This is a genomic window from Paenibacillus sp. FSL R5-0908 (assembly GCF_038006245.1).
In the GTDB taxonomy this organism is placed as follows: Bacteria; Bacillota; Bacilli; order Paenibacillales; family Paenibacillaceae; genus Paenibacillus_AQ; species Paenibacillus_AQ odorifer.
The window spans coordinates 2,179,745-2,196,384 of sequence record NZ_JBBOUV010000001.1; the positions used below are offsets into that span (position 1 = coordinate 2,179,745).

Here is a 16,640-nt window from a genome sequence, read left to right on the forward strand (position 1 = left end):
TCATCTGTGTCCGATAGGTGCCCGATAGAAGCTCCATATGAGTTCGAGGAGCAGTTCCATAGGTACCCATAGTACTCCACAAGTATCCGATTAGTACTCCATAAGTGTTCGAAAAGTACTCCACAAGTGTCCAATTAGTGCTTCACAAATTCCCGATTGCTCACCACACGAGCATAAGCCGTTCAGAGAACGTAACCTTCCTCAGAGTTCCGAAACCCTCAATACACAAACCTCCGTTGCGCCCAATAGCTAAATAGGAAGATTGAAGCCTCGGTCAGTAGCTTGGCGGCGACAAGCGGTATAATCAGCTTTTCATTATAGAAATAGAGTAGTCCATAGTTGAATAGCAGCACGAGGATCACCAGCGCAAAATATTTGGGAAGCGACTTCTGAATCTTGGAGCGTTTGCCGCCCGTGAAGACATATTTTCGGTTCATAGAATAGTTGAAGACAGAGCTGCACAATCTCGCGGCCGCGACGGACAGGAATAGGTTATGGCTGAGACTTTGGAACAGGAATAGGAGTGTGAAGTCAAGCAGAGCTGACAGTAGCGAAGATGTGCTGAACATCAGTATCGGCAGGTATATCCGGAAGGAGTCCATCAGAGGCCGGAAATGGGATGATTTATTATCGTCCAGATAGACAGTATCGATGTACTCTTCCGTAATGGTGTAGCCCTCTTTATGGGCGGTCAGCAGCATGTTCATTTCATATTCAAACCGTTCACCGGGAATCTGGCATAGCCAATCAAGCATTGGTAGAGGGTAGCCGCGCAGGCCAGTCTGTGTATCATAAATCTTAGTGCCTGTAGTTAAGGAAAAGACCGTCCGGGTTACCGAGTTGCCGAAGCGGCTGCGCAGAGGAATCGTTCCGGTGAACCGGCGGCTGCCGAGTACGATTCCCGGGGTAGTCTGGTTCTGCAGAGATTCAACGATCCGGTTAATATCATAAGGCAGATGTTGGCCGTCGCTATCGGCGCAGACTACATAATCCGGCAGACCAGCCTCCTGAATATACTGGAACCCTGTCTTCAGAGCACGTCCTTTTCCGAGGTTGACTTCATGGGTTAGGACAGTGCAGCCGAATGCTTCGGCCATATCGAAGATTCCATGGTAGTGCGGGCCGCTGCCGTCATCCACAAGAACAATAGGTTCAAGCTGGAAATTATGCAGCTGTAAAATCAAATCGAGCAGTCGTTCATCTGGCTCATAGGCTGGGATCAGTATAGTCATGATGTTGCACCCTCCTTGATATAAAGAATGTCGCTGACGCCCCGTTCCTTGTTTTTGCCCTGTGGATTATTTACGACCCGTCCCATGAAGTACATAGTGGATGAACCACCGCCGTCCAGATTGTAGGCTTCTGTGGCGCCAAGGTCGGACATTACATCGGCTAGCTCAGTAAGGGTCATCCCACGGCTGTACCCTTCATTGCGCCCGTCAACTACGACAAACACATAATGGTTTGGTGCGATCATACCCACTGCGGTGCGGGGATTCGCATTCTGGATGGAATGGTTGCCGAAGTTGGTATCGATTTTGACATTGCTGAAATCACTGGCAATCTCCCCGTCCTGAATCAGAATCGGACCAAAGGAAAGGGTATCGGTGGCCCCTCGCGCCAGCAGTTCAGAGGAAGAAATCTCTTCCTCGTTATAGGTTTGCATTGTCCCATCATCGAACAGCGCCATAGCATCCCGCACAGGATCATCACGATACACCGTGCCGTTACGGATAATCACTCCGTCATTGCGGAAGCCATAGTAATCACCGTTGATGGCAAAAATCGCATTGTTCGCGGAAGCAATGTCCGAGGTATCCTCAGTGATGTTTGTTCCAAAGCTGTTGTCGGCAAAGGCAGTGCGCAGGCTGCTCGCTTCCTTGAAGACGACATCAGCGACAAAATAAGTGATTTGGTCTGATCCGGAACCGGTCTGCACTTGGTCGATCTGGATCTGAATATCATCGCTGGAGTAATTCCAGTCGTCAGAGGTTGCGTTAACTTCGGCAGCCGTAACGGCTGTAGCTCCTGAGCTGCTAGTTGTAGCTGTATCTCCCGCAACCACGACTTCGACATGTTCGATTAAGTAACGATCTGCCAGACTATATATCACTGTGCCGAGAAGCAGGAGGACAATGATCATGACGATCAGCAGTTTTCGTTTGAAGCTCCAGGCTTGTTTACTTCTCTTGTTCAACATTGAAGCATCACCTCATTTGTAAGTTGTTAAGGCCATAATACCTGAGCTACCTTTAATGAAACTGAAATAAAAACTGAAATAGTAAGCGCTCTGGGAAATTGGTATAATTTAACGAAGAGGTTTTCGACTACGGGGAGGTTTGGACATGCCACAGCGTGTGCTGCTGATTGAGGACGACGAAGCAATCAGTGAAATGGTCAGGTCTTATTTGGTAAAAGAAGGTTATGAGATTGAAGCTGTATTTGACGGTGAAGTAGCGGAGAGAACATTTCGGACCGGGGGTCCATTTGATCTTGTACTGTTAGACCTTATGCTGCCGAAGCGTAGCGGGACTGACATTCTTCAGACTATCCGTGCGGGGAGTCTGGTTCCAGTGTTGATCATGTCTGCCAAAGACAGTGATGTAGATAAAGCGCTTGGATTAGGCTTTGGGGCAGATGATTATATTACGAAGCCCTTTTCTATGATTGAGTTAGCGGCTAGGGTGAAGGCAGCGATCCGTCGTGCAGGTTATGCATCTCCCAGTATCCAAGTGGAAGATCAAGCTCCGGTGAAGCAAATGATCTCCATTGGCCGATTGACTGTAGATTTAGACAACTTCTCTGCGTTGAAGAATGGGGAAGAAGTAAAGCTAACGTCGAAGGAATTTCATATTCTTAAGCTGTTTGTGACGCATCCGGGCCGAGTATTTACCAAAGCGCAGATTTATGCGAGCGTATGGGAGGATGATTATTTCGGGGATGAGAATGTCATTAATGTACATATGAGAAGATTGCGTGAAAAAATAGAAGACGATCCCTCCCATCCCGAATACATTAAGACGTTATGGGGCATCGGGTATAAGCTGGGAGAACAGCTATAATGATTGCGGTGCTAGGTGTTGTCATTGTGCTCTTACTCGCCGTTATTGTGTGGCAATATCAGAATTCGCGTAAAGCTTCTAATGATTTGCGATATATGCATGACAAGTTAAGCAGCATTATGGAGGAAGGCTCACATGAAAGATTGCTGCTGTTCAGCGGTAACTTGGAGCTGCAGAGCGTACTGATTGACCTGAACCGGCTGCTGGATATCAATCATAAAGGAAGCATTGAGCGCGTAAGGCTGGAGAAATCCATGCGTAATATGCTGTCTAATATTTCTCATGATCTTAAGACTCCGCTAACGGTTGTGCTTGGTTATATTGAGACCATTCAGCAGGATGAGCATTTGCCGGCCGGGGAACGGGAACGGATGATGAAGATGATTCATCAAAAAGCCAATGAAGTGATCCAGCTGATGAACAAGTTTTTTGATTTGTCCAAGCTGGAATCTGGAGATCGGGAAATTGCGCTTTCACGAGTTGAGGCAGGTGAAGTATGCAGACGCAACATCCTTTCTTTCTATGATATCCTCAGCGCTAAGGGCAGTGAGGTGGAGATTGAGATTCCGGATGAGGCTGTTTACTTCATGGGAAATGAAGAGGCTCTTGACCGAATATTGTCCAATCTGTTATCAAACGCAATTTCTTATGGCGACGCTGGGGGCGTATTAGGATTAAAGCTCTATAGTGATGAGAACAAAGTATACATAGAGGTGTGGGACCGGGGAAAAGGCATCAGTGAAGTACACCAAGATAAAGTATTTGAGCGTCTGTATACGCTGGAAGACTCAAGAAACCGGGCTTATCAAGGCAGCGGTCTAGGTCTGACGATCACCAAAAGATTAACGGAGCAAATGAATGGAACGATTACACTGGTTAGCCAGCCGTATGTGAGAACGGTGTTTACCCTTACTTTTCGCAGATTACGCTTCTAAGGAATAGAATTGTGCGCAGCTTAAGATTTTCGTAAGAAATGAGTAATAAAAAAGAAAATTCTGCTGTGTACAATAAGAACTAAGGAAGACGAGACGAAAACAAAGGGGAGCGCGGAATTGACTACAATACTTCGGACAAGAAATTTAACGAAAACCTATCAAGGTAAAGAAGTCGTCAGCAATGTGAATTTGAATATTAAGCAAGGTGAAATTTACGGGTTTCTTGGACCCAATGGTGCTGGCAAAACTACCGTGATGAAAATGGTCACAAACCTCGTTAAACCTACGAGTGGAGAAATTGAATTTTTTAATGAAAAAATGACTGAGCATTCTTACGAAATGCTGAAGCGGATGGGCTGCATCATTGAATATCCAGTGTTTTATGATAAATTGACAGCCAAAGAAAATCTGATTTTGCACGGAGAGTACATGGGCTATTATGATCCGCAAGCGATTGGTGAAGCGCTGGAGCTGGTAAAGCTCACAGGTGTCGATAAAAAGCCGGTGAAGCAATTTTCACTTGGGATGAAGCAACGTCTGGGTATTGCCAGAGCCTTCATGACGAAACCTGAGCTGCTCATTTTGGATGAGCCGATTAATGGGCTAGATCCCGTGGGAATCAAGGAGATGCGTGAAGTGTTCCGGATGCTTAGCCGTGAATATGGAATGACGTTACTTGTATCTAGTCATATTCTGGGTGAAATAGAGCAGATTGCTGATACGATCGGTGTGATCCGGCAGGGTGCTCTGGTAGAAGAAGTGGCGATGGATTCCATTCGTGGCCAAAATACTGAATATATCGAAGTGGTTACGAATGAGATTAATAAAGCAGTGTATGTGTTGGAGCATAAGCTTGGGCTCATTAATTTCAAAGTATTGGACCATATTACAGTAAGAATATATGACGGTGGAATCTCACAGCGTGATCTGAATAAGGCGTTAGTGCTAGCAGATGTGGAAATTGAAAGTATCAGCAAAAAACAACATACGCTGGAAGATCATTTTCTGCAATTGATTGGGGGTGAAGGCATTGCTTAAATTAATATCTTTGGAGATTCGGAAGAATAAGCTAAAAACGCTTCTTACAGGTGCAGCAATCGTCAATCTTGCGATTCTTGCTTTTATGATTATGGTTTTATTCGTTGATCAAAATGAGAGTGAACCGTCGTTTGCTTCATATGCAGAGTTGTTTGAGGGCGTGTTCGTTTTTGTAAAGGCTGCTTATATTATTTTCGCTTCGGTTATTATTAGCAAGCTGGTGATTGATGAGTATAAAAACAACACCATTACGCTTCTCTTCATGTATCCTATCTCACGTAAAAAGCTGATGACTGCGAAAATATTGATAGTGTTCGCCTTCACATTTGTGGCCATTATCGTGGCAGACATTGTAGTCGGCGCTATCCTAATAGGATTCAATTCCTTTGCAGGGCTTATTCCGGGTGAACTGACCCTTCATGTAATCACTTCAGAGCTGATTAAGTTAGGCGCAAACGCTTTTTACGCAGCGGGTATTGCTCTAATCCCATTGTACTTTGGAATGAAGAAAAAATCGGTCCCTGCCACCATCGTCTCAGCTGTGTTAGTTACCTCCTTAATTTCTGGGGGATTTGATCAAGCTCGCTTAGGTAATTTAGCGGCGGTGTCGATCTCACTTGGTTTGCTAGGAGCAGGTATTGCCTATATGGCTATTCGCAACATTGAACATAAAGATATAGCCTAATAGGTTCGGAATTCACCCCCTTTTATAACCCTTTTGTAACGATGAAAAAGCATCGTGATTGGGGTTATAAAGGGGGGATTTGACGTTTATCTACGACTGATTTCCGTAATTTTGATATAATAGATATGAAATATATTTTAAATTTTAGATGAACATTGCTCGTTTAGGGGTAATGATAATGGATGAGAGAGCCTGAGGGGATGTGAACTGTGGATAAAGACTGGACGTCCATTCTGAGACGGTTGCTTTCGGAAGAGAGCGCTTATAAATCGTTATATGACCAACATCCTGATTTGATATTCGTTCTGGATAGACAAGGTCGCTGCGTAGGAACCAACCGAACTTTTCATCTAGGCTTGAACGCAGAAGCGAAGTTGCAAAATACAAGTCCGATATCAGCAAAGAGAAAAAATCTTGGCAATATTGCTAGTTTTGAGGCTGCTCTGCAGGGGAACTCCTCAAGCTTTGAGCTACAAGATTTAGAGAATCCCAAAAAAGGCTCGGATTGCGTAGGCGTTAAACTTTTACCCATCAGAACGGAAGAAGGGATCGCCGGGGTATTCGCGATTACCCAAGTGGCTAACGGAAGCGCTCTTTTACATGCGGAATTGTTACAAGACTGGCTAGATGAATTAGCGGACAACTTAGATCCTGAATTACCTATCACGGGCGAAGTGGAGATAAGCTCCAAAGATAGCTCAATAGTAGCTGTGAAGGATCAACAATCGAGTCTTATTCTGAATTCCGTCTCTGCGGGAATCTTTGTGCTAGATACAACGGGGCGCGCTCTATTTATTAATCGTGAGGCAGCAGATATGCTAGGCTATCAACCTACAGAATTGATGGGTCTGAAGCTTATGGATTATATCCATCATATCCAAGGTGACGGTTCGCGCTATTCGACGCCTGATTGCCAGATTAGTCTTACGATAGAGGATGGAATCATCCGCAAGAAAGATGATGAGATCTTCTGGCGTAAGGATGGCACCAGTTTTTTTGTTAATTACCGGGTGGCACCTCTTATTGATGAAGGGGTGATCGCAGGTGCAGTTATTGCCTTCAGTGATATTACGAATGAGCGAGAAATCATTCGTGCTAAAGAATCAGCAGAGCAGGCAGCGCAAGCTAAATCTGATTTCTTAATGATGATGAGCCATGAAATTCGGACACCGATGAACGGAATGATCGGAATGGCTGATCTATTGTTGGATACTGAACTTGGAGAAGAGCAGCGAGGTTATGCCGAGATTTTACGCAGCAGTAGTTATACGTTATTACAGATCTTGAATGACATTCTTGATTTCAGCAAGATGGAAGCGGGTAAAATGTCACTACAATCTGAGAAGTTTGATCTCCGCGAGATGATCTCAGACGTCATTGATTTATTTGCACCGAAAGCGGAAGAGAAGAAGCTGGCATTACGGTGGTGGATGGATACTAGCGTTCCAACCATAATCATTGCTGATCCGATCCGCTTGCGGCAGATTGTCGTGAATCTGGTAGGCAATGCACTGAAATTCACTGAACGTGGGAGCGTGACCCTATCGGTGAAGAACATTCCACTATCTGATGAACAAGAATTTTTGTTGGAATTTTCAGTGCGGGATACAGGTGTAGGAATTGCCGGTAACAAACTCAATCTATTGTTTCAATCTTTCTCACAGCTGCATCCGTCCATAAACCGTAAATATGGAGGCACAGGCTTGGGACTGGCTATTTGCAAGCAGCTTGTGGAGCTGATGGGTGGGACGATCTTTGTAGAAAGTGAAGAGAATCAAGGTTCTACGTTTCGTTTTATGCTGCCTTGCAGAGCAGAAGATATAGAGCTGGAAGTAACTTCAAACTAGGGGGGTTACACACAAATCTCCGGTCCATTTGCTTAAGAAGCAATGGCCGGAGATTTGTGTGTTATTAGTCCTGAAGCATATACATGAGACCTACAGTATGCGGCCCACAATGGCTGCCAATTACACAACCCGCATGGAGAATTGCGATTTCATTAACTTGAGTTTTCTCTCGTAGTGCCGCCTCCAGATAGAGTGCATCTTCTTCCGCCAAAGTATGGACCACGATGAGCAACTCATTATCCATTCGATCGACATGAACCAAAGCGTTCTGAAGCATTTGTTCCACAGCTTTTTCTTTTTTGCCACGGATTTTGCTGGTAGGTATGATGCTTCCATCTACCAGTCTAAGAACAGGACGGATTTTGAGCAGACTACCGATGAAGTTCTGCATGCCTGAACAGCGTCCACCCATATATAAGTAATCTAGCGTATCCACAACGAATTCAGTTTCCACAAGGCTGCGGCTGTGCTCTAGCATAGCTGCAATATCTACGGCAGAGTGGCCTTTTTCAGCAGCTCTGACAGCCTTCATAACAAGGAGGGCAATGCCTCCGCACAAGGTTTGCGAATCTATAACCTGTACGCGTCCCTCAGGAAATTCCCCGGCAGCCAAAAGTGCATTCTGATATGTAGAGGATAGTGAAGAGGAGAGACTGATATATACAATATCTTGTCCGCTGCTAATCACGGGTTGAAATGCAGCAATGAAATCTGCTGGCGAAGGTGCTGCCGTTTTCGGCAATACTCCACTAGCGGCTACACGGCGATACACTTCCTCGGGTGTAATATCTTCACCATCTTTGTAGGTACCTTCTTCAAATACTACATAAAGAGGAACGATGCCGATGTCATAAGTATCCTTCCACTTTTGAGGTAAATCGGAAGTGCTGTCTGAAAATATTTTTACAGTAGACATGAAATTCTCCTTCACCGATAATTCGGATGACAATAATCATTATAGAACTATATAATCTATTTATTATACCAAGACTATGCCAATTCTCAAAATGAAATAGTAGGCAATCCCAAGAAAAAAGACTATCGGGATTTCGATAGTCTTTTTAGTTCTATTCTTTTTTCGTAACAGGGATCCATATCTCACAGCGATAGTCCTCTGCGTCTGGTCTCCCTGGAAGATATAGCTCAAACTCAGGTCCGCCTGTATGCTCGTAGCCTGTGGAAGGGAACCACTCCTGGAAAATGCGTGCCCATACCTGCTGGATCGCATCAGGCATCGGCCCTACTGAGGTGAACACAGCCCAACTTGCAGCTGGGATTGTTGTAGAAGCAAAGCCCTGTGCATCAGTCTCTGGAGTAGCTTCGACAGCGATCCAATAGGAGAAGGTTTCTTTATCATGGTTCATGTCAGAGCAGATGCCTAATAAATCCTTATCTCCACCGAGCTCAATCAGCTTATCCGACGTACCATTTTCATTAGCTTCTATCCACAATTGAGGGATGCGGCGCAGATTCTCCCCATCCTTCGTTGTCATTTCCTCTACTAGTCCGATAACATTAAAAGCGTCTCTTTTCTCAATTCTGTAGTCCATTTCTTTATCTCCCTTCAGTGATAGATGGAAGGAGAGTCTAGGGAAAGCCTTGAGCTGTACCCCTGACTCCCGCGCAGCAGAAGGAGTAATTCCATGTGCCTTGCGGAATGCTTTGGCAAACGACTCGGGCGAGTCATATCCGTATTTCAGTGCAACATCCAGCACTTTAACTTTAGAAATAGCAAGCTCTTGTGCAGCCAGAGTTAATCTGCGCTTACGGATATAGTCTTTAATAGATACTCCGGTAAGCATATTGAACATGCGCTGGAAATGAAAGGGGGAGGAGTAAGCAACCTTTGCGATTTCTTCAATCGTCACAGATTCCTCCATCTTGCTCTCCATATAATCTAAAGCTTCTTTCATGCGGATAAGCCATTCCAAGTCCGTCATCTCCCTTTAAGTTCATACTATCAGGCTGCATGTGCAAAATCCTGTTATTCCGTGCTCTCTAATGACAGGTAGCAGGCAGAAGGATAATCTCATAAAAATCATCCTAAATAGTATAACTCAGGAAGATAGACAAAGTTAGTCTTTCAATCGATACACTCTTGCTTCATAAGGTCGTAATAATTCCCGTGAGGGTGCTTCATCAGGGTAATTTCCAATAATAAGTTCCTTAGCCTTACTTAGCTCTGCGGAAAGATCAACAGTCTGTGGAACCTCATTGAAATTGAGCAGCACCAGCCACTTCTCGTCATCCAAAGTACGCGTATAGGCATAAATATCCTCATGCTCTGGCAAAAGTAGCTTGTATTCGCCATAAGCCATGATCGGATTTTTTTTGCGCAAAGCAAGCAGCCTTTGGTAATAATAGAAGATGGAATCTGAATCTGCCAGGGCCTGCTCCACGTTAATTTCCTTGTAGTTCGGATTAACTTTGAGCCACGGCTCCCCTTCAGTAAAGCCGGCATTTGAAGAATTATCCCATTGCATCGGAGTGCGCGCATTATCACGGCCTTTGATATGAATAGCGTTTAGCACGCTGTTAGGATCAGCGCCGCCTTCGGTAACCTTTTCGCGATACATATTGAGGATTTCAATGTCTTTATAATGTTCAATGGCTGTGAACTTTACATTGGTCATCCCGATTTCTTCACCTTGATAAATATAGGGTGTCCCTTTCAGCGTGTGCAATAAGGTAGCGAGCATTTTGGCAGAGATCACGCGATACTTACCGTCATCCCCGAATCTTGAGACCATACGTGGCTGGTCATGATTGTTAAGATAAAGACTATTCCAACCCTTATCCGCCAGACCCACTTGCCATTTATGAAGAATATCGCGCAGCTTCGACAACGTCCACGGGGCTACGTCCCATTTGCCGTCAGGACCCGAGTCCACATCCATATGCTCGAACTGGAACACCATTTGCAGCTCTTTGCGTTCCTCGTCCGTGTAAAGGATGGCATCTTCGACTGTAGCGCCAGGAGTTTCGCCGACAGTCATAATGTTATAGTTGGATAACACTTTGTCATTCATTTCATGTAAAAACTCGTGAACACGTGGACCATTCATATAATATTCCCCACCCCAGGCAAGTTCACCAGGAGCGAGACCGTCTCTATGGGAGGAAGGGAGACCTTCCACTTTGGAAATCATATTGATTACATCCATTCGTAGACCATCCACACCCTTGTCGAGCCAGAAGGTGATCATCTTGTATAACTCCTCACGCAGCTGCGGATTCTCCCAGTTGAGATCCGGTTGCTTGCGCGAAAACAGATGCAGATAATATTCACCAGTGGTTTCATCCAGTTCCCAAGCAGGGCCGCTGAATACAGAACTCCAATTGTTGGGGCGCTCACCATCTGGTCCACCCGGACGCCAAATGTAATAATCGCGATATGGATTATCTTTTGAAGAACGGGATTCTACGAACCAAGGATGCTCATCTGAGGAATGATTGATTACAAGGTCCATCATCAGTTTTATACCACGGGCGTGCAATCCAGTCAGTAATGCTTCCCAATCCTGCAATGTGCCGAACTCATCCATAATATCTTGATAATCGCTGATGTCATAACCGTTATCATCATTTGGCGATTTAAATACAGGTGACAGCCAAACTACGTCGACACCTAGCTTTTGCAAATAATCGAGACGTGAAATGATTCCTTGCAGATCTCCAATCCCGTCACCATTGCTATCTTGAAAACTGCGGGGATAGATTTGGTAGACAACGGCTTCTTTCCAAAAGGTTCTGTTCATTCATAATCACTCCTTATATAAGTTATCTTCCTAAAAAATAAAGAGACCCCAAAAGCTTTAAGCTTCAAGGGTCTCTTGGGTGTAAGTTTTATACTGTGACGGAATTGCTATCGGCAGTGATGCTGCTTAGTCCGTTTACGGTATATTCTTTGTCGTAGATAGTAATAGAAGCAGGGATATCAGTTTCATTCGTAACAGTAATTTGTGCATCCGTAACGCTTACTTTCAGACGGGAGCCGCGGAACATGATTTTAAAAGAGTAAGCGGTCCAGTGACCTGGGTTAGATGGGCTCAGTGTCAGTCTGCCGTCATGTACGCGGAGTCCGCCGAAACCATGTACGATCGACATCCAAGTACCAGCCATGCTAGTGCTGTGCAAGCCGTCTTCTGTATCATTGTTATAGTTATCAAGATCCAGTCTTGAAGTACGCAAGTACATTTCATAGGCCTTATCCTTATATCCCAGCTCACTGGCTAGAATGGAGTGGATACAAGGGGAAAGGGAGGACTCATGAACAGTAATCGGTTCATAAAAGTCGAAGTTGCGTTTTTTTGTATCGATATCGTAACGGTCACCCAGGAAATATAATCCTTGCAGAACGTCTGCTTGTTTAATGAAGCAAGAACGCAGGATACGGTCCCATGACCATTTTTGGTTAAGTGGCAGATGCTCACGTTCCAGATCTTTGACTTGAATGATCTCTTTGTCCAGGAAGCCATCTTGTTGTAAGAAGATACCCAGCTCTTCATCCGCAGGATAATACATCTTAGCAATGATGTCTTTCCATTTTGTAGTTTCGCTCTCTTGCAGCCCTAGTTTGTCAACTAGCTCAGCGTAACGAGTAGGCTCATTTTCTTGCAGGTAAGCCAGTGCTTCCATGGTGTATTCCATAGTCCACGAAGCCATACGGTTCGTATACCAGTTATTATTAACGTTATTCTCATACTCATTCGGGCCCGTTACGCCGAGCATTACGTATTTGTCTTTGCGTGATGCATAGTGAACACGTTCTTCCCAGAAGCGGGAGATTTCCACGAGAACCTCAAGGCCATATTGTCCCAGATAAGCCTTGTCTCCGGTGTAGTTCACATAGTTGTAAATAGCGTAGGCAATGGCACCATTCCGGTGAATTTCTTCAAATGTAATTTCCCACTCGTTGTGGCATTCTTCACCGTTCATAGTAACCATTGGGTATAGGGCACCTTTTTTGAATCCAAGCTTACGGGCATTTTCTTTGGCTTTCTCTAAGTGCTTGTAACGGTAGATCAACAAATTGCGGGCAATGGAGGAGTCCGCCGTACTGAGATAGAAGGGAACGCAATATGCCTCTGTATCCCAGTAAGTGCTGCCGCCGTATTTCTCACCGGTAAAGCCTTTAGGGCCAATGTTCAGGCGGTCATCTTCACCATTATAAGTTTGATTGAGTTGGAAAATATTAAAGCGAATCGCTTGCTGAGCCGAAACGTCACCTTCAATGATGATGTCGCTTTCTTTCCATTTTTCTCTCCAAGCTTCAATTTGTTCGGTCAAAAGAGTTACAAACCCGGCTTCCTTAGCAGCTTGCAGAGCAGTTTGGGCAGCGTCGACCAATTGTCCCAAACCGTGATTCCGAGAAGTAACATTGGCTACATATTTATAAATGACGATTTGATTGCCCGCTTGTGCGGTTACGTCCAGTTTGCTGGCTACATATTTCTCTTGTTCGATCGCTTCTGCTTCGGCAGTTAACTTCTCACCATTGACAAGGATATCAAAAGCCATAGCAGAGGTGACATGGAAGTCGAGTTTCTTAGTCTTTAGGGTGAGATGTCCATGATCAGGTCCTGCTTGTTTCTCAACTTCATTCCAGAATTTCTCGTCATAGTTGGAATCCTTATTCTTGACATCACCATCAAGATAAGGAGTAATCGTAATCTTGCCTGAGAAATTGACAGGAATGATGGAATAGCGAATCGCGCCGATTTCTTGACGAGTCATGCTGACGAACCGGATACTTTCTACTTTAACTTCCTTACCATCTTCGAGAGTGGCAGTGAAGCTACGGGAGAGCGTTCCTTCTTTCATATTAAGTACACGGCGGAATTCGGAAACGGTGCACTTTGCCAGATCAAGGGGGGTACCCTCGATATCAATGTTAATACCGATCCAGTTCGTGCTGTTAAGTACTTTGGCAAAATATTCAGGATAGCCGTTTTTCCACCAGCCGACACGTGTTTTGTCAGGGTAGTAGACGCCAGCCATGTAGCTGCCTTGCAGGCTGTTGCCGCTATATTGCTCTTCGAAATTGGCCCGGCCACCCATAAATCCGTTACCAAGACTAAATACGCTTTCAGAAATTTCTTGCGTCTGTGGATCAAAGGATTCCTCAATAATGGACCATTCATCAATTGTTAAATATTGTTTCACGATAACCGCTCCTTTAAATATGTTAGGGGGATATATAAAATGAACAAATTTTTTGTTAAACTTCCGGTGATATAAAAGTGACTGCGATGAATCTTTGGACTTTCGATCGCTGTTATAATCAGATTTCTATATTTAAACCACATTTTGCGGATGAAATCTGATTATAAAGGCGAACGTTATGCTTCTACAGTTCCCAAATTCCTCTCCGTCACTTCCTCACCAGAAAGCTAACGATTAATTATTAGTTCATTTAATCTTTGGTAGGAATGTCCATAACAACTCAAATCAGTACTATTTGAGTTCATTATGTTCACTATATTTATGCAAAAGATTCTTTGAGCATGGACACACTCATATGAGCGAGCGATGGAACCACAATATTCGCTGCACTGAGGGTTTCCGGCGAACCAATGCCAACACTGAACATACCGGCCCGGGTAGCCGCCTCAATTCCCGCTTCTGCATCTTCGAAGACTACACATTGTTCAGGTGCGGCATCCAGTGCTTTGGCTCCTAACAGGAACACTTCCGGATCTGGTTTAGCAGCACTAGTGTGAGTTCCATCGATAATTGCATCAAAGTAAGGGGTTAATCCGGTATTATTCAAGATCGTCATTGCGTTTTTACTGGCAGAACCGAGAGCGACTTTGATGCCATTCGCGCGGCACTCTTTTAGGAAATCAAGCGCACCTGGCAGAATCTCAGAACTGTCCATTTTCGCAATATATTCGACATAACGATTATTTTTCTGTTCTGCAAGCTTAGCTTTCTCTTCTTCATCAATCGTTAGTCCGCCGATTTCCAGCAAAATATTTAGTGAAGCCGTTCTGCTGACTCCCTTAAGACGTTCGTTATCTTGTTCTGTGAAAAGAAACCCCAGTCCATCTGCAAGCTCTTTCCAAGCGATATAATGGTATTTTGCTGTATCGACGATTACTCCGTCCAAGTCGAACAAGCAGGCTTTAATTTCCGACATTGTAGTACCTCCTAAAAGTTTTGACAGCGTCGTGATCCAGCGGATGCCGTATTAGAATCTTATTAAACCGTTTAAACTTTGATTAAGATGTGTAAGTTTATCCTAACCTAAGATCCTAGAAATCACCCATAAAGAACTGGATCATTAAGTATTGTATGATTTAGCGCAAACGTTTGTACAGATTTTCAAAAAATAAATGAAGCGAATAAACGCTTCACTTATTCATTCGGTTTCATGCTTTGCCAGAGAGTGCATGGATGACTCTCTCACGATCAGACGATGGGGAATAACAAATCGGTTAGTATGACCTGAACCGTTATCCGGACTCTTGATATTTTGGATAAGTACTTGTGATGCGGTGTAGCCAAGATGATAAATACCTATATCAATACTGCTGATCGGAGGACTAGATAATTCAGATAATGGAATATTGTTAAAGCTTACAATGGCGAGATCGTCTGGAACCTTGTATTTCAGTTCGTTCAACCCGCGTAAAATTCCGAACGATACCATGTCATCCACCGCTACCAGCGCAGTGGGTCGATTCGGCAAATTCATGAAAAAAGACATCGCTCTGTAGCCGCTATCCTGTAGAAATTCACCCTCTACAATCCATTCATCCCGCATTTCTAAACCGCTATTCTGCAATGCTTTACGATATCCGGCGAGACGGTCACGAGAAACGATTAGATTAGGTGGTCCACTTACGAAACCAATACGTTTATGCCCCATGGAAATGAGGTGGTTCGTAGCATCGTATGCTGCCATCACATTATCATTATCGACTGATAAAATATTCTCATATTTATCACTTCGGCCAACAAGCACGAATGGATAATCGTTGCTCTCTAGAAAATCAATAACGGCATCATCCGTACGAGAGTAAAGCAGAATAACGCCGTCAACACGGCGACCCTTCAGAAGTCGTGAAACGGCTTCCAGTTCTTCTTTCTCGTTCGCTCCGGAGCTTATCAACACATCATAACCGGAACGGCTGGCTTGTGTAACGATCCCGCGAATTAATTCCATAAAAAACAGATTAGAGAACAGCTCTTCAGCAGGTTTAGGAAGACTGAAGCAGATGCTGTTAGTAGTTTTCGACACCAAGCTCTTAGCCATCATGTTAGGGGTATAGCCCATATCCTCCATAATAGCTTTAACTTTGCGGGAAGTTTCCAGGCTGATTCTGGGATGGTTGGACAATACCCGGGATACCGTGGAGGGAGATACTCCCGCTTTCTTGGCCACATCCTTAATGGTAACTGTCATTGAAACCTCCTTATGGAACCGTTTGCTTTACACAGTAATATTAATCTAAGAGTTCTAAATTGTAAATAGATAAAGTCATTCAAAAGGAGGAAATTGCTACTTTTGGAAGGAACACAAGAAATTTCAATGTAATATTGTTGCTTTTCACCAAAAAAGTATGAATGATTCGGGAATTTTGATCTTAATATGTATAAATGCGGTCTGGATTTTGTGAAAAGAGCATTCGCTGAATGCAAACGTATGGCTTAAATGATGCAAGAACTTAGCTGAAAGGAAGGGAAGAACAAGTTTCATTTTTATTGCGGCTTTAAATTGAGCTATTATTTTAGAAAATACTGGTTGACAATACCGTAAATTCGGCATTAGTATGTAAATCAAAATACAGCAAGCGTTTTCATTGGGTATTTTTAGGCTATAATCAGTTGCACTAACGAATGGGTTTTATGGACTAGTGTTTGTGCATAGCTTTTTGCAAACGATTGCACTAATTTCGACATGATGTAACAAGCTTTTACTTTGATAAAAGGATGGTGACAGCGTTGAATTGGCTTGACGAGCCCTACATATAGACCTTCTTCACCTTCAGAAGGAATACGCATGATTAATACTCTCATAAATTGGTGGGGTTTGTGAAATCATGTATCCGCTTGCAAAAAGGAATTC

General features: G+C 44.0%; 13 protein-coding genes. 5 read left to right on the plus strand and 8 right to left on the minus strand.

The window, feature by feature from the left end; translation table 11 throughout:
• Positions 1–218: 218 nt before the first annotated feature.
• Both MKZ09_RS09490 and MKZ09_RS09495 read right to left on the minus strand, forming a co-directional pair.
• Positions 219–1,232: a bifunctional glycosyltransferase family 2/GtrA family protein gene (locus tag MKZ09_RS09490; RefSeq protein WP_076206319.1), complete on the minus strand. Its 1,014-nt coding sequence runs from the start codon at positions 1,230–1,232 to the stop codon at positions 219–221.
• Positions 1,229–2,200, minus strand: a complete 972-nt coding sequence (locus MKZ09_RS09495; RefSeq protein WP_076206317.1) for a phosphodiester glycosidase family protein — start codon at positions 2,198–2,200, stop codon at positions 1,229–1,231. The genes MKZ09_RS09490 and MKZ09_RS09495 overlap by 4 nt, the downstream gene beginning before the upstream one ends.
• A 145-nt stretch (positions 2,201–2,345) precedes the next feature.
• Between MKZ09_RS09495 and MKZ09_RS09500 the strand changes: the two genes are divergently transcribed.
• The 5 genes from MKZ09_RS09500 (at position 2,346) to MKZ09_RS09520 (ending at position 7,567) form a co-directional block, all read left to right on the plus strand.
• Positions 2,346–3,062 carry a response regulator transcription factor gene (locus MKZ09_RS09500; RefSeq protein ID WP_036684414.1) on the plus strand — a complete coding sequence of 239 codons (717 nt, stop codon included), beginning with the start codon at positions 2,346–2,348 and terminating at the stop codon, positions 3,060–3,062.
• Positions 3,062–3,997 (plus strand): sensor histidine kinase, encoded by a 936-nt coding sequence (locus MKZ09_RS09505; RefSeq protein ID WP_076206312.1) that lies wholly within the window; start codon positions 3,062–3,064, stop codon positions 3,995–3,997. Before MKZ09_RS09500 ends, MKZ09_RS09505 begins: the two co-directional genes overlap by 1 nt.
• 117 nt (positions 3,998–4,114) lie before the next feature.
• On the plus strand, positions 4,115–5,035 hold the full coding sequence (locus tag MKZ09_RS09510) for an ABC transporter ATP-binding protein (protein ID WP_076206309.1): 921 nt from the start codon (positions 4,115–4,117) through the stop codon (positions 5,033–5,035).
• Positions 5,019–5,720, plus strand: a complete 702-nt coding sequence (locus MKZ09_RS09515; RefSeq protein WP_232061220.1) for an ABC transporter permease — start codon at positions 5,019–5,021, stop codon at positions 5,718–5,720. The genes MKZ09_RS09510 and MKZ09_RS09515 overlap by 17 nt, the downstream gene beginning before the upstream one ends.
• Positions 5,721–5,929: 209 nt before the next feature.
• A complete protein-coding gene (locus MKZ09_RS09520) occupies positions 5,930–7,567 on the plus strand; it encodes a PAS domain-containing protein (RefSeq protein ID WP_076206307.1) in 1,638 nt (545 codons plus the stop codon).
• Positions 7,568–7,631: 64 nt separating this feature from the next.
• On the opposite strand, the gene MKZ09_RS09525 is transcribed toward MKZ09_RS09520, so the two are convergent.
• The 6 genes from MKZ09_RS09525 to MKZ09_RS09550 form a co-directional block, all read right to left on the minus strand.
• Positions 7,632–8,483: a DegV family protein gene (locus MKZ09_RS09525; protein ID WP_076135865.1), complete on the minus strand. Its 852-nt coding sequence runs from the start codon at positions 8,481–8,483 to the stop codon at positions 7,632–7,634.
• Positions 8,484–8,634: 151 nt separating this feature from the next.
• The gene (locus MKZ09_RS09530; RefSeq protein WP_170914210.1) at positions 8,635–9,498 is read right to left on the minus strand and encodes an AraC family transcriptional regulator; all 864 of its coding nucleotides are present in this window, start codon (positions 9,496–9,498) and stop codon (positions 8,635–8,637) included.
• A gap of 144 nt (positions 9,499–9,642) precedes the next feature.
• Positions 9,643–11,325, minus strand: coding sequence for a glycoside hydrolase family 13 protein (locus MKZ09_RS09535; RefSeq protein WP_076206304.1), 1,683 nt, complete (start codon positions 11,323–11,325; stop codon positions 9,643–9,645).
• Positions 11,326–11,413: 88 nt separating this feature from the next.
• Positions 11,414–13,732 (minus strand): glycoside hydrolase family 65 protein, encoded by a 2,319-nt coding sequence (locus tag MKZ09_RS09540; RefSeq protein ID WP_076135862.1) that lies wholly within the window; start codon positions 13,730–13,732, stop codon positions 11,414–11,416.
• A 319-nt stretch (positions 13,733–14,051) separates the two neighbouring features.
• The gene (pgmB, locus tag MKZ09_RS09545; protein ID WP_076135860.1) at positions 14,052–14,708 is read right to left on the minus strand and encodes a beta-phosphoglucomutase; all 657 of its coding nucleotides are present in this window, start codon (positions 14,706–14,708) and stop codon (positions 14,052–14,054) included.
• A 222-nt stretch (positions 14,709–14,930) separates the two neighbouring features.
• Positions 14,931–15,977, minus strand: coding sequence for a LacI family DNA-binding transcriptional regulator (locus tag MKZ09_RS09550; RefSeq protein ID WP_076126466.1), 1,047 nt, complete (start codon positions 15,975–15,977; stop codon positions 14,931–14,933).
• Positions 15,978–16,640: the final 663 nt, after the last annotated feature.

Coding starts and splice junctions, on each gene's coding strand:
- MKZ09_RS09490 (WP_076206319.1), bottom strand. CDS start 1,232: ATGACTATACTGATCCCAGCCTATGAGCCAGATGAACGACTGCTCGAT.
- MKZ09_RS09495 (WP_076206317.1), bottom strand. CDS start 2,200: ATGTTGAACAAGAGAAGTAAACAAGCCTGGAGCTTCAAACGAAAACTG.
- MKZ09_RS09500 (WP_036684414.1), top strand. CDS start 2,346: ATGCCACAGCGTGTGCTGCTGATTGAGGACGACGAAGCAATCAGTGAA.
- MKZ09_RS09505 (WP_076206312.1), top strand. CDS start 3,062: ATGATTGCGGTGCTAGGTGTTGTCATTGTGCTCTTACTCGCCGTTATT.
- MKZ09_RS09525 (WP_076135865.1), bottom strand. CDS start 8,483: ATGTCTACTGTAAAAATATTTTCAGACAGCACTTCCGATTTACCTCAA.
- MKZ09_RS09535 (WP_076206304.1), bottom strand. CDS start 11,325: ATGAACAGAACCTTTTGGAAAGAAGCCGTTGTCTACCAAATCTATCCC.
- pgmB (WP_076135860.1), bottom strand. CDS start 14,708: ATGTCGGAAATTAAAGCCTGCTTGTTCGACTTGGACGGAGTAATCGTC.
- MKZ09_RS09550 (WP_076126466.1), bottom strand. CDS start 15,977: ATGACAGTTACCATTAAGGATGTGGCCAAGAAAGCGGGAGTATCTCCC.